A 17883-nucleotide genomic window follows, 5' to 3' on the forward strand; every position below is an offset into this window, starting at 1 on the left:
ACAATGGTGATCATGACAATGACGTCGTCCCACACCTTTCTGCCGGTCCTGGAGCGCATCGCCGAGGAGATAGGCCGCACCCCCGGCCGCGGCCGTCCCGCCGACTACATCCCGGCCCTCGCCGCCCGCGATCCGCGCAGCTTCGGCATGGCGGTCGCCGAGCTGGACGGCACCGTGTACGGGGTGGGGGAGTGGCGGGAGCCGTTCTCCGCGCAGTCCATCACCAAGGTCTTCACGCTCGCCCTGGACCTGGCCCGCGAGGGCGACGAACTCTGGGAGCACGTGGGCCGTGAACCCTCCGGCAACCCGTTCAACTCCCTGGTCCAGCTGGAGTACGAGAACGGCATCCCGCGGAATCCTTTCATCAACGCGGGCGCGCTCGTCGTCACCGACCGCCTCCACACCCGTACCGGCGACGCGGCCGGACATCTCCTGGACTTCCTGCGCGCCGAGAGCGGCAACCCGGCGCTGGACTTCGACAAGGAAGTCGCCGCCTCCGAGACCGCCCACGGCGACCGCAACGCCGCCCTCGCCCACTTCATGGCGTCCTACGGCAACATCGACAACGACGTACCGGTCCTGCTCGACCAGTACTTCCGGCAGTGCTCCGTCGCCGCCACCTGCGCCGACCTGGCCCTGGCCACCGGCTTCCTCGCCCGGCACGGCATCCGCGCCGACGGCGGGCGGCTGCTCACCCGCAGCCAGGCCAAGCAGGTCAACGCGGTGATGCTGACCTGCGGGACGTACGACGCGGCCGGAGACTTCGCCTACCGCGTGGGCCTGCCCGGCAAGAGCGGCGTCGGCGGCGGCATCATCGCGGTCGTACCCGGCCGCTGCACGCTGTGCGTGTGGAGCCCCGGGCTGGACGAGCGGGGCAACTCGGTGGCGGGGGTGGCGGCCCTGGACCGTTTCACGACGCTCACCGGACTGTCGGTGTTCTGACGGGTGCCCCGCGCGCCTTGGCCGGTTCCCACCCCCGCCGGTCACATCTCGGCCCCCGCCCGGTGGGCTCGCCGTATCCTTCCGGCCACCCGGCGTTGACACGCTGAAGCAGTGTTGGCCATGGCATTCCCCGTCGATCTCCGCCGCTGCCGGCTGCTCGGGCTGGCCGGTACCGCCTTTCTCGCGCTGGGCGGTGAGACCGCCGGTGCGCTGCCGGTGCAGGACCTGCTGGCGCCCGCCTCGGCGCGGGCGGCGCTCGGGCTGGTCGGCGTGTACTTCGGTGTCGTCCTGCTGATAGCGGCCTGGGTGCTGCTCGGCCGGCTGGTGCGCGGACCGCGGCCACCGAGCCCGCGTGCCCTGCTGCTCGTGCTGGCCGCGTGGACGGCCCCGCTGCTGCTCGCCCCGCCGCTGTTCAGCCGGGACGTCTACAGCTATCTCGCGCAGGGCGCCATGGTCGACGCCCACATGGACGTCTACGCCCACGGTCCGGACCAGCTCGGTGGCCCGCTCGCCGACGAGGTCGCGCCGATGTGGCAGCACACCGGCGCCCCCTACGGCCCCGCCTTCCTCGGGCTGGCCTCCGCACTGTCCGGCCTGACCCGCGGCGAACTGCCCGCGGGCCTGCTCGGCATGCGCCTGGTCGCCCTGCTCGGTGTGGCCCTCATGGCGCTCGCGCTGCCCCGGCTCGCCCGGCACAGCGGCGCCGACCCGGCCGCGGCCCTGTGGCTCGGCGCCCTCAACCCGCTCGTCCTGCTGCACCTCGTGGCGGGCGCCCACAACGACGCCCTCATGCTCGGCCTGCTGGGGCTCGGCCTGGTCGCCGCGCGCTCCCCAAGGCCGGCCGCCGGGATCGGCGCGGCCGTCCTCGTCACGCTGGGTGCTCTGGTCAAGGCGCCGGCCGGGCTCGGACTCCTGGCGGTGCTCGCCCTTCAGGTCCGCTCCGGCCGCCGTCCGCTGCCCGCCCTCCTGACCACCGCGGCCGCCTCCGCCGCGACCACGGTCGCCGCCACCGCCGTAGCCGGTACGGGCTACGGCTGGATCGGCGCTCTGGCCACGCCGGTCTCCCCGCACAACTGGGCCCTGACCAGCCTGCTCGGCCGGGCCACCGGTGCCCTGCTGGACCACCTCGGCAGCGGCCTGGCCCCGCTCGCCGTTCCGGCCTGGCATCTGCTGGGCCTCGCAGTCACCGCCGTCCTCGTCGCGCTGATATGGCTCCGGCTGCGCCTCAGACCCGTGTACGCGCTCGGTCTGAGCCTGCTGACCGTCGCCGTGTTCGGCCCGGCGATCCGCCCCTGGTACGTGCTGTGGGGCCTGTTCCTCATCGCCGCCGCCGCGCCCGACACCTCGGTACGACACCGGGTCGCGGCCCTGGCCGGTGTCCTCGCCCTCGCCGTCCTGCCCAGCGGCGGTCCCGCCGATCCCGGCCAGCTGGTGCTCGCCGTCTCCGGCGGGGTGCTCGGCGTGGTCGTCCTGTGGCAGGCCCACCTGGCGGCCCAGGCCCCGGCGCCGGGACGTACGGCGTGAGCGCGCTCGGAGTGACCGGGCCGCGCACGACCCGGGGCCGGCTGCTGCTGGTCCTGGTCCTCGCCGCCGCGGTCACCGTCTTCACCGCGACCGTGCCGCTGCTGCGCGACTTCTTCGACCTGCGTGTCTACTACGGGACCGTGCACACCTGGGTGCACCACGGGGGCCGCATCTACGACTACCACGTCCCCGGCACCGCCTACGGCTTCACCTATCCGCCGTTCGCCGCCCTCGCCATGCTGCCGCTGGCCCTGCTCGGCCGGACCACCGCGATCGCGCTGTCGCTGCTGGTGAACCTGGCCGCGCTCGCGATGGTCCTGTGGATCCTGGCCGGCTCCGGCCGCCGGCGGTACGGCTGGTACCGCTGGTCGCTCGCCCTGTGTGCGCTCGCGCTGTTCGAACCGCTGCGGGACACCTTCAGCTTCGGCCAGGTCAATCTGGTGCTCCTCGCCCTCGTCCTCGGTGACTGCCGGCTGCTGACGAGCGGCCGGGGGCGCTGGGCGGGCGCCGGGATCGGGCTCGCCGCCGCCGTGAAGCTGACGCCCGCCCTGTTCATCGGCCTGCTGCTGCTCGCCGGGCGCCGCCGGGCGGCCGGTGTCGCGACGGCCGTGGCCGTCGCGGCGAGCGCGCTCGCGGCCTGGGCGGACCCGAGCGCGTCCCGCTTCTACTGGACCGAGGCGCTGTGGGACACCAGCCGGGTCGGCCGCCTCGCCTACGTCTCGAACCAGTCGCTGCAGGGTGTGCTGGCCCGCCTCGGCGAGACCGGCCGCCCGCTGTGGGCCACGGCGGTCCTGCTGACCTTGTGCGTGTGGGCCTGGCGGGCCCGGCGGGCGGTGACGGCCGGGGACTGGACGGCGGCCTTCGCGCTCACCGGCGCGGCGGCCTGTCTGGTCAGCCCGATCACCTGGGTTCATCACCTGGTGTGGCTGCTGCCGTCGTTCGCGGTCCTGGTCCGCGCCGGGCACCCGCGCATCGCGGGGGGCCTGTACGCGGTGATGTGCACGAGCGTGGTGTGGCTCTGGTACGACGGCGCCTCGGGCGTCGGCGGGTTCCTCGGCGGCAACCTCTACACGTGGATCACCTTGGGCCTGCTTCTCGGCCTGCCGGTGGGTCAGTCGCGCGAGGCCTTGCCCCTGGCCCGCAGCACCAGCGCCACGGCCGCCCCGGCGCCGATCCCCGAGAGCCCCGCGACGAGCGCGGTACCGGACCAGCCCGATTCGTCGTCCGGGACCCGCGACGCGGCCGCGGCCACCGGTACCGCCGGTTTCGCCGGGCGGGGCTTGACGCGCAGCCCGTCCAGCGAGCCGACCGGATCGACCCGCCCGGCCGCGTCGAAGCCCCAGTCCAGCAGCTGACGGGCCTCGTTGTACACCGTGAACCCGCCGCCCGCCTGAGGGTTCATCACGGTCACCACGAGCGTGCGCCCGTGGCGGCGGGCCGCGGCCACCAGGGTGTTGCCCGCGTGGGACGTGTAGCCGTTCTTGATGCCGATCAGCCCCGGATACGGTGCGACGCCGTCCCGGCCGGTCAGGAGCCGATTGGTGTTCGAGATCCCGAACGCCCATCCGTCGGCGGGGAACGTGGCCTCGGCGGTGGAGCAGTAGCGGGCGAAGTCGGGGTTGCGCAGCCCCTCCCGGCCGAAGACCGCCAGGTCGTAGGCGGAGGACACCTGGCCGTCCGCGTCGTAGCCGTCGGGGGAGACGACATGGGTGTCCAGGGCGCCGAGCGAGCGGGCCTTGGCCTGCATCCGCGCGGCCGTGGCGTCCCATCCGCCGGCCATCGAGGCGAGCACGTGCACGGCGTCGTTGCCGGACCTGAGGAACACCCCGCGCCACAGATCGGCCACGTCGTAGGTGCGCCCCTCCTGAATGCCGACCAGGCTGCTGCCCGGGCCGATGTCCGCCAGCTCCGCGTCCCGCACGGTGTGCCGCATCCCGCCCGGCAGCTCGGGCAGCACGGTGAGGGCGAACAGCGTCTTCAGGGTGCTGGCCGGCGGCAGCCTGAGGTGGGCGTCGCTCGCGGCCAGCACGTCCCCGCTGCCGGCGTCGGCCACCACCCAGGACAGCGCCGACACCTCCGGCACCTCGGGCGCCCCCCGGTGCGGCCGGACCTGCGTACCTGAGCGGTACAGCTGGGACGGCCCGGGCATCACCGCCTGGGGGCCGGGCGGAGCGGGGTCCCCCGTGTGCTGCCCGGCGAAGACGGCGCCCGGCGCGAGCGCCAGCACCCCCGTCACGCACAGGGAACAGGCCGACAGGGCCGCCCGATGAGAAAGTCCGGTGATCATGTGATCAACGTACGAATACCTCTCTCGTTCTTCGCGCCCTCCGGGCCGTTCGGCCCACGCGAGCAACCCGGACGAGGCACCCCGGGCGAGGCGTGCCGGGGCGGTGGTCAGCCGGCCGGCAGTGTGGGCCGGATCTGCCGCAGGAACGCGGCGTTGCCGGGGGTGGCGCGCAGCCGCTCCAGCAGGGTCTCCAGTCCGGAGGGACCGCCCTCCCGGCCGCGCAGCACGCGGCGCAGCCCGTGCACGGCCGTCAACTCGGCCGGGGTGAGCAGGAGTTCCTCGCGACGGGTGCCGGTGGCGTCGATGTCCACGGCGGGGAAGAGGCGGCGGGCGGCCGCCTCCCGGTCGAGGCGCAGCTCCATGTTGCCGGTGCTCTTCAGCTCCTCGAAGTAGTACTGGTCGGCGCGGGAGCCCGTGTCCACCAGCACGGTGGCGAGGATGGTGAGCGAGCCGCCCTCCTCGGCCTGGCGGGCGGCGCCGAAGAACCGCTTCGGGCCGAGCAGCGCACCGGCGTCGACACCGCCGCTCAGGGTGCGTCCGCCGGCGGCGGAGGCGTTGTTGTGGGCCCGGCACAGCCGGGTCAGCGAGTCCAGCAGGACGACGACGTCCTCGCCGGCCTCGACCAGGCGCTTGGCCCGCTCGACGACGAGTTCGGCGAGCGCGATGTGCTCCTTGGGCGTCCGGTCGAAGGTGGAGGCGTACACCTCGCCGCGCACCGAGCGGCGCATCTCGGTGACCTCCTCGGGCCGCTCGTCCAGCAGCAGGACCATCAGCCGGCACTCGGGGTGATTGCCGGCCACGGCCGCGGCGAGCTGCTGGAGCAGCACCGTCTTGCCGCTCTTCGGCGGGGCCACGATCAGGCCGCGCTGGCCCTTGCCGACCGGCGCGAGCAGATCGGTGACCCGGCCGGCCGGCCCGGAGGCGGGGTGTTCGAGGCGGAGGCGGTCGTGCGGGTGGAGCGGGGTGAGGTCGCCGAAGCGGCGCCGGCCGACCGGGCCCGCCGGATCGCGGCCCTCGATGCGCGTGATCTCGGTCAGTGCCCGCCGCTCGCCCCGGACGCCCTCGACGAGGTCGCCCTTGCGCAGCCCGTGGCGCCGGATCAGGGCCGTGGGGACCTGGGGGTCGGCCGGGGCGGACAGGAGGTTCGTGGCCCGCAGACATCCCTTCCCCTGCGCGTCGATGTCGAGGACACCGGTGACGAGCCGGGCAGCCGGGGCCTGTGGGACCACGGGAGGGTGGTCGAGTGTGGTGGTCATGGTGGGAGGTCCTTTCGCGGACGGGAGAAACAGCGTGGGAAGGGGGGAGAGGCCGCGAGCGGCAGGCGGACACATGCCTGCGGGCGGCGGGAACGACACCTCGGGGTACGGCGGAAACGACCTGGTCACGAGGTGTGCCGAGAAGAAGCCCGGGCCGGTCGAGAGTCCTGGCCGAAGGGCTGGTGGAGAGAAGAGCGACACCGGTGTCCGTACGACGGGACACACACATGCGCTGATCGCACTATACCCGTACGTCCGGTGACGTCAACATGAGGGCGTCCACGTCTATTCCCGCCCTGCCCGACCGTCAGAAGAACCCCGTGGAACTTCCTCCCGCCCGGCCCCGTCCCCTCCGGCCCCCTTCGGCGGCTGCTCGTACGCCGTCAACGCGCGCCTGCGGGTGCAGGGCACCGTGGGCCCCGGTCGAACTGCCCGGCGGCATCGAGGGGATGGCCGTACGCGGGCACGACGCGCTCAAGGAGTCCCTCCGGCATCCCGAAGTCGCCAAGGACACAAGGCACTTCACGCCTTGCGGGAGGGGCGGAACGCTCCCGGCCTGCCGCCGCCGACCTTCGCGACCGTACGGGGCATGGCCACCGCCGACGGCGACGACCACCGTCGGCTGCGGTCCCCCAGGCCGGCCGCGCCTTCACCCCGCGCCGGGTGGCGTAACTACGGTCCCGATCGTGGAGTTGACCGGGCAGTCATCGAACTCATCGGGGTGGACGTCGTGTTCCGTGACCGGCTGCATCACGTGAGCAATCAGGTCCTGGCCACCGGCATCACGCCGGCCCGGGCCGGTGCCGCCAGCCGTGAACTCGTCGCCGTGCTCGGTGAGATCGCCGCGGCGAAGGCCGCGCAACCGGCCAGGAGGCCGCGATCGCGCTGGAGCGGCTGTTCTCCCGGTTCCCCCGACCTCCAACTCGCCGCACGCGAAGCCGACTTGCCGCCGCACTCCGGCTTCGCCGGCAACAGCGTCCGCACGGACCCTGCCGTCCGCCTCCGGCGGTATGTCCCCAGACCGTAACGATCCCGGACGTCAGGGGACTTGACCGATAAGCGTGCACTATGTTCAGGACATGTCCACGCCATCGCAGCCGCCTCAGCCGGCCGATCAGCCGGCACCGCAGCCCGCGCAGCCGCCGCAGCCGGCCGTCCCGCCGCAGCCGACGGCCTATCCGTACCCGAGCCCGCAGTCCCCGCCGCCCGGGAACTTCTATGCGCAGCCCACCCTGGTCGGCCAGCCCGCTGCCCAGCCCCTGCCGGTGCCGCACGGACAGCAGGTGCAGCCGGGACAGTTCGGCGGGGCGGGGCAGCCCCAGCCGGGCAACCCCTATGCCCAGGCACCCCAGTACGGCCCCGGCGCGCCCGTTCCCCCAACAGGTGGCGGCGGGGCGGGCAAGGCGGTGCTGTGGGCGGTCGTCGGCGCGGTGGTCGCGTCCGCGGCCTGGGCGGGCGGTGTCTTCCTCATCGGCGGCAAGAGCGACAGCGCGGACCTGCGGGGCTACGCGGCGCCGGCCGACCTGTGCTCCCGCGCCGACTACTCCTCCTTCAAGAGCGAATACCCGCAGGACGACGCCACGCCCACCAAGAACACCCTCAAGAACCCGGCGCTGGACGAGAGTTACTGCAGTCTCGGTCTGAAGAAGACCGGCTCCACCTACGCCGACGCCTACCTGACCATGCAGCTGGACCTGCACAGAAAGACTGATCCGGGGCCCGAGTTCACCGCCCTGTGGAAGAACTACGCCGACAGTCACAGCGGTTACGAGGTCTCCACGGTCAGCGGCATCGGCGACGAGGCCTACCTGGTCAGCCAGGACACCACCGGCGGCTCCGCCGGGAGCGGCTCCCGCTCTGCCACGCTCACCGTGCGCGACGGCTGGGTGACGTACGAGATGACCTACAACGCGTACCTCAGCTCGTACGACCAGGACAAGAACCCGCCTAGCCTCGGCAGTGTGACCGACTGGCTGAAGAAGGACGCCAAGGCGACCCTGGGGCAGCTGAAGGGCTGACGCGTCACGCCGATCGTGCCTCCGCCTCCTTCGCGATCTCGTCGAACCGCGCGCCCATGGCCTCGGCGAGGGCATGGGCGCCGGACAGGGGGCGGACCATGACCATGAAGTCGTCGATCAGGCCGTCCTCGTTCACGTGGATGAAGTCGCAGCCGGTCAGCTCGCGGTCGCCCACCCGGGCCGTGAAGACCAGCGCGTGGTCGGCGCCGTCCGGGGCCCCGATCTCCCGGACGTAGCGGAGGTCCTCGAAGACCTGGGAGACCGCGCGCAGGATCGCCGCGGTGATCGCCTTGCCCGGATACGGCTTGAAGACGACCGGGCTGGTGAAGACGACGTCCTCGGCCAGCAGCGCCACGGCGGCGTCGATGTTCCCGGCCTCCACCGCCTCGCGGAACGCGCGCATCGGATCACCTCGCATACTCAATTAATTGATTAGGTGCGGATGAGATTAATCAATGGCTGCTAACCTGTCCACATGTCGCTCAAGTACGCCGTCCTGGCCGCTCTGCTGGAGGGCGAGGCCTCGGGCTACGAGCTGTCGAAGGCGTTCGACGTCTCGCTCGCGAACTTCTGGCCCGCCACCCCGCAGCAGCTCTACCGGGAGCTGGAGCGCCTGGCGCAGGACGGGCTGGTCCAGGCCCGGACCGTGCAGCAGGAACGCCGGCCCAACAAGCGGATGTTCACGCTCACCGGGGCCGGCCGGGCCGAGCTGACCGCGTTCGCCGCCGAGCCGCCGAAACGGCCCACCGCCGTGCGCGACGAGTTCCTCATCAAGATCCAGGCGATGGACGGCGGCGATCCGGAGGTCACCCGCGCGCTGGTCGAGGAGCGGATGGGCTGGGCGCGCGGCAAGCTCGACCGCTACCGGCGGGTCCGCGAGCGCCTCCTCGACGGGCGCAGCGAGGAGGAGTACCTCCGCACCGCCGAGCGCGTCGGCCCGTATCTCACCCTCATGGCCGGGATCGCCTTCGAGGAGGACAACCTGCGCTGGTGTGAGCGGGTCCTCGCCGTCCTCGCCCAGCGCGTGGCCCTGGGCTGAGACGATGTTCGGTCCCGAAGGTCCCCGACTGCGTGAACTCGCGGTCCAGGCGCTGTCGTCCGTCGAGCGCGGCTACGACCTGCTCGCCCCGAAGTTCGACCACACCCCGTTCCGGACCCCCGACGAGGTGCTGGAGTCCGTCGCCAGGGCGCTCGCCCCGCTCGGCCCGTTCGCGGACGGGCTCGACCTGTGCTGCGGCACGGGCGCGGGCGTGGAGGCGCTGACCGGGCTGTGCCGGCGGAGCGTCACCGGTGTCGACTTCAGCGCGGGCATGCTGGAGGTGGCCCGGCGGAGGGTGCGGCCGCCGGCCGGCGGGCCCGGGGTCGCCTGGGTGCGCGGCGACGCCCGCGCCCTGCCGTTCGTAGCCTCCTTCGAACTCGTCGTCTCCTTCGGGGCGTTCGGCCACTTCCTGCCTCGTGAGCTGCCGGGGCTGTTCGCGCAGGTCCACTCGGTCCTGCGGCCCGGCGGCCGGTTCGCCTTCCCGGTGCTCGCCCCGCCCCGCCCGACCCGGCCCGGCTACTGGCTGCTGCTCGGCTTCGACGCCGTGATGCGGGTGCGCAACGCCCTGTGGCGGCCGCCGTTCGTCATGTACTACCGCACCTTTCGGCTCGGCGACGTGCTGCGGGAGCTGGGGCATGCGGGCTTCGAGGTCGAGCTGCACCCCCTGCCGGAGTTCGGGCGGCGGGACGACGGCAGCCCGCGCGCCCGGCTGGTGGTGGCCCGGCGAGGTCAGCCCGCGGCGGGCAGCGTGAACTCGTAGACCAGCATGTCCTGTTCGTTCACCACCAGGTCGGTGATCTCCAGCGGCCGGGCGTACTGGTCGTGCACCCGCCGGGTCACCCGCACCGAGGAGGCGTCGCCGACCTGGCTGATGGCGTCCCGGTGGTGCAGGGCCAGACCGGCCTTGCGCATCCAGTCGTAGGCCCGCAGCAGCTGCGCGGGCGTGGCCCCGTCGGCCCGGTCCCGGTACCGGGCCAGCTCGGCGACCTCGGCCAGCGCCACCGCCGAGAACGACGTCACCGCCGTCCGCAGCGAGCGGCCGTCCGGCGTGGACGACCGGTAGCGGTGCACCAGTGTCGGCCGGTGCGGGGCCATGCCCAGCGCCCGCGCGTGCTCCGGCGGCGGCGCCTCCCAGGTCACCGTGGCCCGGTCGACCGCACACGGGTCCGCCGAGCGGGCGCCCAGCGGGAACACCGGCGTCGCCGGGGCCTTGACCGGCCGGCCGGGCAGCGTGGCGTGGCTGCCGCGCCGGTCGGTCGCGACCAGACCGCCGCGCCGCAGCACCTCCAGGGCCTGCCGGACGGTCTCCCGGCTGACCCCGTAGTGCGTGGCCAAGTGCCGTTCGCCCGGCAGCCGTTCGCCCGGGGGAATGGTGCCTGCGCGCAGTTCGTCGAGCAGCAGAGCCGCGATCCGCCCGTACAGGGGCCGGTCGTCGTGCGGTGCGGGTTCGTGGCTCTGCGCGGATTCGTGGCTCTGGTCGGGTTCGTGCGGGGTGGTGCGGGCCATGCCGCGCCCTCCTGTGGTGACAAGACGTAGCCGTGCGGGCTCATTGCGCGACCACAATTAGCATTGGTCTAAACCACGAGGGAAGAGTGGCCTGCCGGTTCGGCCGAAACCCGCCCCGCCGGCTCAGGAGCCCGCCCCGCCTCTCAGGCGTACGACCGCAGCCAGCGCACCTTCGCCGCCTCGTGGAAGGGGCCGCCGCCCTCGTGGTCGTTGAAGTCGTAGACCTCGATCGCCTTGTCCTCGTGCGCCCAGGCGTTGAAGGCCGCGAACACCGTCGACGGCGGACAGGTCTGGTCCTCCAGGGCGGCCGAGAACAGCGCCGGCGCCCGGCCCCGCGCCGCGAAGTGCACACCGTCGAAGTACGCCAGGGTGCGCCGCACCTCCGCCGAGCGGCCGCGGTGCGTCTTGAGGAACAGGCCCACCTCCCGGTACGGATGACGGTCCGTCAGGATCGTCGCGCGCGGGAAGTCGCACAGGAACGGCACGTCGGGCGCGATCGCGGCCAGGTCCGGGACCAGACCGCCGACGGCCAGGGCGATGCCGCCGCCCTGACTGGCGCCGAGCGCCACCGTGCGCGCCGCGTCGGTCAGCGGATGCGAACGGGCCGCCTCGACCGCGCGCACGGCGTCCGTGAACACCCGCCGGTAGTAGTAGTTCTCGGGCGCGTCGATGCCCCGCGTCATGAAGCCCGGGTACGCCGGAGCCGCGCCCACCGGGTCCGCCGTGCCGCCCCCCGCGCCCCAGGTGCTGCCCTGGCCGCGGGTGTCCATGGTGAAGTGCGCCCGGCCCGTCGAGGCCCACAGCAGGTTCTCGTGCGCCAGTCCGCGCCCGCCGCCGTACCCGATGAACTCCACGATCAGCGGCAGGGGTTCCGTCGCGCCGGCCGGCAGCCGCAGCCAGCCCTTGACGGGGTGACCGCCGAACCCGGCGAACGTCACGTCGTACACCTCGACCGTCGACAGCCCGGTGTCCACCGGCTCGAAACGGGCGTCCAGCTCGTGCTCGCGCGCCTCCTCCAGGGTCTTGCCCCAGAAGGCGTCGAAGTCCTCGGGCTCGGTGGACTCGCTGCGGTACGCGTGCAGTTCGGCGAGGGAAAGGTCGAACAGGGCCATCAACAACCGCCTTTGTGAAGGGACAGTGCGTCAGCTCACCGTACGTGGATGATCGGAGGACTGACCAGGCCCGGGGATGCGCCCGAAGGGTTTCTTGGTGGTCGACGTGCCAGGTCATACGGTGAGTAAGCGCTTGCTGTCGAGGCGGCGGTGTGCGCCGGGCGGAACGTGGTGGTCGGGTGACCGTCAGGCCTGGTGCTGGGTCCACCTCGGCCCGGTCCGCGCCCACGCGCGCTCCCACTCCGCCATCCTGCGGCGCAGCGCGATCCGCCGCTCCACGGCGTACCCGAACAGCACGACAGCGGCCGTACCGCCCGCCGCGCACACGCCGACGGTCACCGCGTGCTGCCAGACGGCCGCGTCGCCCGGGGGCGGGGCGACCGCGCGGCCCCGCGCGTCGAACCACACGGAGACCGTGTCGCCGGTACGGGTCCCGGAGGGCACCCTGGCCCAGGTGGTACGGGTGCCCTTGCCGGGCTCGGTCCAGCGGACCTCGGCGCGATAGGGGCGCTGACGGTCGCCCTCCACCGCCGGCACCCGCCGGGGCGGGTCGCCGATCACCACGGCGCGCACCTGGTGGCGTTCGGCGCGGGCCGCCGCCGCGAGCGCCCGGGCCTGGTCATGCGCGTGCAGGCCCGCGGCCGCCCCGGCCAGCGGCGCCACCACGAACAGCAGGACGGTGACCACCAGCACCGTCCACGCCTCCACGACGTCCGAGCGGCGCCGCAACGGATTGCGTTGCCAGCGCCAGCCACGCACCTGGGTCCGCATGTCCACCTCCTTGCCCCGTCGGAGCCGGAGCGCCGGCGGACCGCTGCCGCGGGCCCACCGTCCCCCACCGCTCACGCACACGGGCGTCCACACCCGTCTCGTACCCCGTACGGTGCCCCTCGTTCACGCCGCGAACCGTGAGTTCAAGCCCGTTTGGAGCGCGGAACGAGCCACGCGCCCCACGGCCACGCGGCCGGCCTGCGGCGTGCGACCGGGGTGCTCGGGCGTCAGAGGACGGACGTGCCTGGCCACCGGGCTCGGACAGGGTTCCCCGGAAGAGCGGGCGGGAGGTTCAGCCGAAGCGTTCGATCCGGATCCGTTCCACCGGCTGGCCGGCGGCGACCAGGAGCCGGGAGGCGTGCTCGGCGAAGCCGTTGGACCCGCATACATAGGCCTCCCACCCACCTGGAGGCTGCTCGGACAGGAGGGGTGCCACATGTGCGGCCGCCATACGCCCCACGGGCACCCCCTGTGGGGCGCTGCGTGTGAACACGGGCGCCGTCTCCGCGCCCAGCTCCGACGCGTAGAACAGCTCCTCGGGGCTGCGCGCGGACACCAGCAGACGCAGCGGCACGGTGAGGCCGCGCTGCCGGTGGTGCCGCACCATCGACATCAGCGGTACGACCCCGGAACCGGCACCGAGCAGCAGCGCGGGCCGGTCGCCCTGCCAGGCGAAGAAGCCGCTCAGCGGTCCGCGCACCTCGACCGTGTCCCCGGGCCGGGCCACGGTGTGGAACCAGCCGGAGACCTCACCGTCCGGCACATGGTCGAGAGTCAGTTCGATGTGCCCGGAGTCGTCGGGTGCCGACGCGATGGAGTAGTGGCGCTGCGCCGTGTAGCCGTCCGGCGCGGTCAGCCGCAGCAGCAGATGCTGTCCGGGCAGATGCCCCGCCCAGCCCGGCACGGCCAGCCGGAACGTGGCCGCGTGCGCTGTCTCGCGCCGGATCTCCGTGAGTGTGGCCGTCCGCCAGACCGCCGCGGCCTGGTCGCTCACCGCGATCCGCCCGGGCACCGCGAACCGGGTCACCGCCGGGTTCGTCGTCACCGTCTCAGTCACCGGAGTACCGCTGCTCCTCCCAGGGATTGCCGCGCTCGTGGTAGCCGTTGCGCTCCCAGAAGCCGGGCTCGTCGTGGTCGAGCAGGGTGAGGCCCGCGATCCACTTGGTGCTCTTCCAGAAGTACAGATGGGGCACGATCAGCCGCGCCGGGCCGCCGTGCTCGGACGGCAGCGGCTCGCCGTCGTACTCCCAGACGATCCAGGCCCGGCCGCCCGTGAGGTCGGCGAGCGGAAGATTCGCGGTGTAGCCCGTGTGGGAGCAGGCGACGGCATGTGTGGCGGACACCTGGGGCCGCACCCTGTGGAAGAACGCGTCCAGCGAGACACCGCCGAACCGCACGCCGAACTTCGACCAGCCGGTCACACAGTGGATGTCCCCGGCGTACGCCGACTCCGGCAGTGCGTGCGCCGCGTCCCAGTCCCAGGTGTGCGGCCGCTCGACCAGGCCGTCGATACGGAAGGACCAGTCGGCCGGGGCGAGGTCGGGGGTGACCTCGGCGGACAGGACGGGCCAGTCCTCGCCCGCGTCGTACTGGCCGGGAGGCAACCCGGGGTTGTGTACGCGCGGGCGGCCCGTGAAGCCTCGCGTGACGTTCATCCGTCAACCGTACGCTGTCACATCCCGTGCTCCGTCCCAGGCCACTGCCCGGATCTCCCAGGTCACCGCGGGATCGTTGCGTCCGTATGAACTCTTTCGGGCCCGGGGAATAGCTCTGCGGCGCTTCTCCTTTGCGCTCGATGCCGGCGCCGGTACACCGGTGACAGCGCGAGAGAAGCGAGGAAATTGCATGCCCAAGGCATACGTCTACACGCGGCACGGCGGACCGGAGGCCGAGGCGCTGACCGAACTGGACCGGCCGCACCCCGGCCCCGGCGAGATCCTGATCGCGGTCCGCGCGGCCGGGGTGAACCCCGTCGACTGGAAAATGCGCCAGGGCTTTCTCCGCCCCGGCGAACACGCCCGCGACTTCCCCACGGTCTTCGGCAGCGAGGCCGCCGGGGTCGTGGCGGAGACCGGCCCGGGTGTGACCGGGTTCGCGGTCGGCGACGAGGTGTTCGGCAGCACGGTCCACGGCGGATACGCGGAGTACGCGCTGCTCTCCGCCGACGTGACCGTCCACAAGCCGGCCGCGCTGTCCTTCCGTGACGCCGCCACCCTCCCGGTCGCCGCGGCCACCGCCTACGACGGCGTCCGCCAGCTCGGCCTGCCGGGCGGGACGACCCTGCTGGTGACGGGCGCGGGCGGCGGGGTCGGCAGCGCGGCCGTGCAGATCGCCCGCGCCTTCGGACTGCGGGTCGTGGGCGTGGCGAGCGAGGGCAAGAGGGACTTCGTGGAGTCGCTCGGCGCCGTCCACGTGGCCTCCGGTCCCGGCCTCGTCGAGCGGGTGCGGGCCGCCGCCCCCGACGGGATCGACGGGGTGTACGACCTGATCGGCGGCCCGGTGCTGGCAGAGGCAGCCGAGCTGCTGAAGGACCGCGGCAAGCTGATCACGGCCGGTTCCCCACTGGAGGCGGTCGCCGCGCTGGGCGGGGACCGGGTGCAGCGCGCCCGCACTGCCGCCGTTCTGGACGCGGTCGCCGACCTCGTCGTACGCGGCGACCTGAAGCCGCACGTCACCCGCACCTTCCCCCTGGAGCAGGCCGGCGAGGCGCTGCGCGCCGTGGAGGACGGGCACACCCGCGGCAAGATCGTCATCGAGGTGGCCGCGTGAGCCACATACCCTTCCCGGGCGGCGACGCCCCGCAGCTCCTGACCGACCCGGCCGACCCCGCCAGGCAGGTCTTGGCCGACGCCGCCACCACTCCTCAGGCTCTGGCTGATCCGGCGGCCGCCACTCCCGCTGCCCGGCAGGGCCTGGCCGATTCCGCAGTCCCCGCCGCCCGGGAGGTCTTGGCCGATTCCGCCACCGTCGCCACCTCTGCGGCCCTGGCCGGTTCCGCTGCCGCCACCTCCCACGTCCTCGACAACCCCGCCCTGGCCGCGCTGACCGGCCCGCATGCCCGCTTCGCAGAGCGGCGTGGGCGGGTGCTGCGGTACCCGGTGGACGTCTCCCCGTGGCTCGCCCTGCCCGACGAGCCGGACGCGCGGGACTGGGCGGACGCCGCCGCGCTGGCGGGTCCCGGTGCCGAGGTCCCGCTGCTGGGGTTCAGCGGTGAGGTGCCGGAGGACTGGGAGATCACCTTCCGGGTCGAGGGCGTTCAGCTCGTGGACGACGGCCTCGTCGCAGAGCCGGACGCGGAAGCGGTCCCGCTCGGCCCGGCCGACGTACCCGAGATGCTCGACCTCGTGGCCCGCACCCAGCCCGGACCGTTCCTGCCGCGGACCATCGAACTCGGCACCTACCTCGGCATCCGCCGCGACGGCGCGCTGATCGCGATGGCGGGGGAGCGGCTGCACCCGCCGGGCTGGACCGAGATCAGCGCGGTCTGCACCGATCCGGAACATCGCGGCGAAGGCCTCGCCACCCGGCTGATCCGCGCGGTGGCGCACGGCATCCGCGAGCGCGGCGAGACGCCGTTCCTGCACACGGGCGCCCAGAACACGAACGCGATCCGGCTGTACGAGTCGCTGGGTTTCCGGCTGCGCCGCCGTACCGCGTTCGGCGCGGCCCGCGCCCCGGAGCACCTGGCCGGTGGCCGCGCGGCGGTACCGGTGGCGTAGCCCGCACGCGTACGCGGGGGGCGCGTGCCCCGGTCGTACCGCTGCCGGAGCCGGGCCGCCCGGCGCCGGTCACTCGGACCCGGTACCGCCAGGGCCCCCGTTGTACCGCTCCAGATAGGCCGCGAAGCGGATCAGGTCCTCCTCCGGCCAGCCGGCGAGCCGCTCGCGGAAGGCGGCCCGGCGGCTGCGGGTGACCCGGTCGAGGATCTCCTGGCCCGCCTCCGTCAGATGCAGCACCTGGACCCGGTGGTCCTCCGCGTCCAGCCGGCGCTCGATCAGCCCGGCCCGCTCCAGTGCCGCCACCTGGCGGCTCACCGTGGACTTGTCCAGGGCGTAGTGCGCCGCCAGGTCCGTCGCCCGGCAGCCGCCCTGCTCCTCCAGATGGCCGAGCAGGGTGTACGACACCAGCGAGAGCTCGGGGTGCATACGGCCCGCCGAGGCGCGGGCCCGGCGGGCGAAGATCGTCATCTCGCGCTGGATCGTCTCGACGGCCGACTCCGCTGCGCTCACGGGAATACCTCCTCAGGCGTTCTAGTTGTATAGTACAACTTGAGCTGAGAGTTGTATAAGCCAACCTTTGGAGGTCCGCGCGATGAGGTCACCGGCACTGCGCCATGTGCTCACGCACCTGATCACCCCGCTGCTGATGTGCATAGGCATGGGGCTGGCGTACATGGGGGCCTTCGTCACCCCCGAGCCGCACCACCTGCCGGTCGCCGTCGTCGGCACCAGCCCGCAGGCGAAGGTGTTCGCCCAGACGGTCAAGGACACCGCAGGGGACAAGCTCGACGTCCGTACGGTCGCCACCCGTGCCGACGCCGTACATCTGCTGAAGTCCCGCGATGTGACCGGCGCCTATGTGCCGAGCGCACACAAGCCCGAGCTGCTCGTGGCCAGCGCCGCCTCCGACATGGGCGCGACGGCCGTCGAGAAGGTCTTCACTCCGGTCGCCGCGGAGCAGGGTGTGCCGCTGAAGGTCACCGACGTGGCCGCGCCGGTCGCCGACGACCCCACGGGCCAGGGTCTGTTCTTCCTGCTGATCGCGGTCAGCATCGGCTCCTACGCCTCGGTCGCCGCCCTTGGTGCCGCGGGTGCCGCGCTGCCGATGCGGGTACGGGCGCTGCTCGCGCTCGGTGTCTCCGCCGTGGTCGGCGGCATCGGCACGCTGCTCGCCGGGCCGGTGTTCCATCTCGCGCACCACGACCTCGCGAGCGTGTTCGGCATGGCGTGGCTGTACTCGGCGGGCATCCTCCTCATCGGCGTCGGCCTGCACACCTTCCTGAAGCGGTGGACCACGCTCACCATGATGGTGCTGTTCGTGATGCTGAACTTCACCAGTTCCGGCGGCCTGTTCCGCCCCGAGCTGCAGAACGGCTTCTTCGGCACCCTGCACGCCTTCTGGAACGGCGCCGGCTTCGTCGAGGGCATCCGCAGCCTGCTGTACTTCGGCGACGACGGCCTCGCGCGCACTGTGTGGACCCTCGCGGCCTGGCTGCTGGCGGGCCTCGTGGTGACCGGGATCGCGGCCCTGTACGAGCGGCCCCGGCACGCCCGGCACGCGGCCGCCCACGGCGAGACGGCCACCGCAGGGCCGACCGCCGCTCCCGCCGTGCAGCGGACGGCGGCGGACCAGGCGGAGGCGGAGGCCGAGGAGGAGATCGAGGAAGAGGTCGAGGAGTCGGTCGGCGTCTGATCCGGCACCGGCCACC

At 73.2% G+C, this 17883-nt stretch carries 18 protein-coding genes and 1 pseudogene; 10 read left to right on the top strand and 9 right to left on the bottom strand.

Annotated elements, in window-relative coordinates; all coding sequences use genetic code 11:
- The first annotated feature begins 3 nt into the window (after positions 1 to 3).
- The 3 genes from O1G22_RS37180 to O1G22_RS44580 all read left to right on the top strand — a co-directional run bounded on the left by O1G22_RS37180 (position 4) and on the right by O1G22_RS44580 (position 3821).
- On the top strand, positions 4 to 942 hold the full coding sequence (locus O1G22_RS37180) for a glutaminase (protein WP_270085320.1): 939 nt from the start codon (positions 4 to 6) through the stop codon (positions 940 to 942).
- A gap of 120 nt (positions 943 to 1062) precedes the next feature.
- The gene (gene mptB, locus O1G22_RS37185; RefSeq protein WP_270085321.1) at positions 1063 to 2466 is read left to right on the top strand and encodes a polyprenol phosphomannose-dependent alpha 1,6 mannosyltransferase MptB; all 1404 of its coding nucleotides are present in this window, start codon (positions 1063 to 1065) and stop codon (positions 2464 to 2466) included.
- An 11-nt stretch (positions 2467 to 2477) separates the two neighbouring features.
- The gene (locus O1G22_RS44580; protein ID WP_333492489.1) at positions 2478 to 3821 is read left to right on the top strand and encodes a glycosyltransferase 87 family protein; all 1344 of its coding nucleotides are present in this window, start codon (positions 2478 to 2480) and stop codon (positions 3819 to 3821) included.
- A gap of 98 nt (positions 3822 to 3919) precedes the next feature.
- Here the strand turns inward: O1G22_RS44580 and O1G22_RS37195 are convergent.
- A pseudogene (locus O1G22_RS37195) lies at positions 3920 to 4753 on the bottom strand (D-alanyl-D-alanine carboxypeptidase family protein); the annotation flags it as partial.
- A 107-nt stretch (positions 4754 to 4860) separates the two neighbouring features.
- Positions 4861 to 6009 carry a transcription termination factor Rho gene (rho, locus tag O1G22_RS37200; RefSeq protein ID WP_270085323.1) on the bottom strand — a complete coding sequence of 383 codons (1149 nt, stop codon included), beginning with the start codon at positions 6007 to 6009 and terminating at the stop codon, positions 4861 to 4863.
- A 589-nt stretch (positions 6010 to 6598) separates the two neighbouring features.
- On the opposite strand from rho, the gene O1G22_RS37205 reads away from it, so the two are divergent.
- Both O1G22_RS37205 and O1G22_RS37210 read left to right on the top strand, forming a co-directional pair.
- A complete protein-coding gene (locus O1G22_RS37205) occupies positions 6599 to 7036 on the top strand; it encodes a cytochrome P450 family protein (RefSeq protein WP_270085324.1) in 438 nt (145 codons plus the stop codon).
- A 52-nt stretch (positions 7037 to 7088) separates the two neighbouring features.
- Positions 7089 to 8027, top strand: a complete 939-nt coding sequence (locus tag O1G22_RS37210; RefSeq protein WP_270085325.1) for a hypothetical protein — start codon at positions 7089 to 7091, stop codon at positions 8025 to 8027.
- 4 nt (positions 8028 to 8031) lie between these two features.
- On the opposite strand, the gene O1G22_RS37215 is transcribed toward O1G22_RS37210, so the two are convergent.
- Entirely contained in the window at positions 8032 to 8430 is a 399-nt protein-coding gene (locus O1G22_RS37215) for a nuclear transport factor 2 family protein (protein ID WP_270085326.1), read from the bottom strand.
- Between the two features lie 72 nt (positions 8431 to 8502).
- On the opposite strand from O1G22_RS37215, the gene O1G22_RS37220 reads away from it, so the two are divergent.
- Positions 8503 to 9066 carry a PadR family transcriptional regulator gene (locus O1G22_RS37220; RefSeq protein WP_270085327.1) on the top strand — a complete coding sequence of 188 codons (564 nt, stop codon included), beginning with the start codon at positions 8503 to 8505 and terminating at the stop codon, positions 9064 to 9066.
- Between the two features lie 4 nt (positions 9067 to 9070).
- Entirely contained in the window at positions 9071 to 9826 is a 756-nt protein-coding gene (locus O1G22_RS37225; RefSeq protein WP_270085328.1) for a class I SAM-dependent methyltransferase, read from the top strand.
- Here O1G22_RS37225 and O1G22_RS37230 read toward each other — a convergent pair.
- The 5 genes from O1G22_RS37230 to O1G22_RS37250 all read right to left on the bottom strand — a co-directional run bounded on the left by O1G22_RS37230 (position 9796) and on the right by O1G22_RS37250 (position 14110).
- Positions 9796 to 10572: a GntR family transcriptional regulator gene (locus O1G22_RS37230; RefSeq protein WP_270085329.1), complete on the bottom strand. Its 777-nt coding sequence runs from the start codon at positions 10570 to 10572 to the stop codon at positions 9796 to 9798. The two genes, O1G22_RS37225 and O1G22_RS37230, sit on opposite strands and share 31 nt — an antisense overlap.
- Before the next feature lie 143 nt (positions 10573 to 10715).
- Positions 10716 to 11684, bottom strand: coding sequence for an acetylxylan esterase (locus tag O1G22_RS37235; protein WP_270085330.1), 969 nt, complete (start codon positions 11682 to 11684; stop codon positions 10716 to 10718).
- Between the two features lie 186 nt (positions 11685 to 11870).
- Positions 11871 to 12455 carry an Rv1733c family protein gene (locus tag O1G22_RS37240; RefSeq protein ID WP_270085331.1) on the bottom strand — a complete coding sequence of 195 codons (585 nt, stop codon included), beginning with the start codon at positions 12453 to 12455 and terminating at the stop codon, positions 11871 to 11873.
- Positions 12456 to 12747: 292 nt separating this feature from the next.
- Positions 12748 to 13512: a ferredoxin reductase gene (locus O1G22_RS37245; RefSeq protein WP_270085332.1), complete on the bottom strand. Its 765-nt coding sequence runs from the start codon at positions 13510 to 13512 to the stop codon at positions 12748 to 12750.
- The gene (locus tag O1G22_RS37250; RefSeq protein WP_270085333.1) at positions 13505 to 14110 is read right to left on the bottom strand and encodes a sulfite oxidase-like oxidoreductase; all 606 of its coding nucleotides are present in this window, start codon (positions 14108 to 14110) and stop codon (positions 13505 to 13507) included. The genes O1G22_RS37245 and O1G22_RS37250 overlap by 8 nt, the downstream gene beginning before the upstream one ends.
- 190 nt (positions 14111 to 14300) lie before the next feature.
- On the opposite strand from O1G22_RS37250, the gene O1G22_RS37255 reads away from it, so the two are divergent.
- Complete coding sequence (locus O1G22_RS37255; protein WP_270085334.1) at positions 14301 to 15224, top strand: NADP-dependent oxidoreductase; 924 nt, start codon at positions 14301 to 14303, stop codon at positions 15222 to 15224.
- 215 nt (positions 15225 to 15439) lie between these two features.
- Positions 15440 to 16174, top strand: coding sequence for a GNAT family N-acetyltransferase (locus O1G22_RS37260; RefSeq protein ID WP_270086640.1), 735 nt, complete (start codon positions 15440 to 15442; stop codon positions 16172 to 16174).
- Positions 16175 to 16243: 69 nt separating this feature from the next.
- Here O1G22_RS37260 and O1G22_RS37265 read toward each other — a convergent pair whose 3' ends face one another.
- A complete protein-coding gene (locus O1G22_RS37265) occupies positions 16244 to 16684 on the bottom strand; it encodes a MarR family winged helix-turn-helix transcriptional regulator (RefSeq protein ID WP_270085335.1) in 441 nt (146 codons plus the stop codon).
- A gap of 82 nt (positions 16685 to 16766) precedes the next feature.
- On the opposite strand from O1G22_RS37265, the gene O1G22_RS37270 reads away from it, so the two are divergent.
- Positions 16767 to 17867 carry a hypothetical protein gene (locus O1G22_RS37270; protein WP_270085336.1) on the top strand — a complete coding sequence of 367 codons (1101 nt, stop codon included), beginning with the start codon at positions 16767 to 16769 and terminating at the stop codon, positions 17865 to 17867.
- Positions 17868 to 17883 lie beyond the last annotated feature (16 nt).

It is taken from the genome of Streptomyces camelliae (assembly GCF_027625935.1).
Taxonomy (GTDB): Bacteria; Actinomycetota; Actinomycetes; order Streptomycetales; family Streptomycetaceae; genus Streptomyces; species Streptomyces camelliae.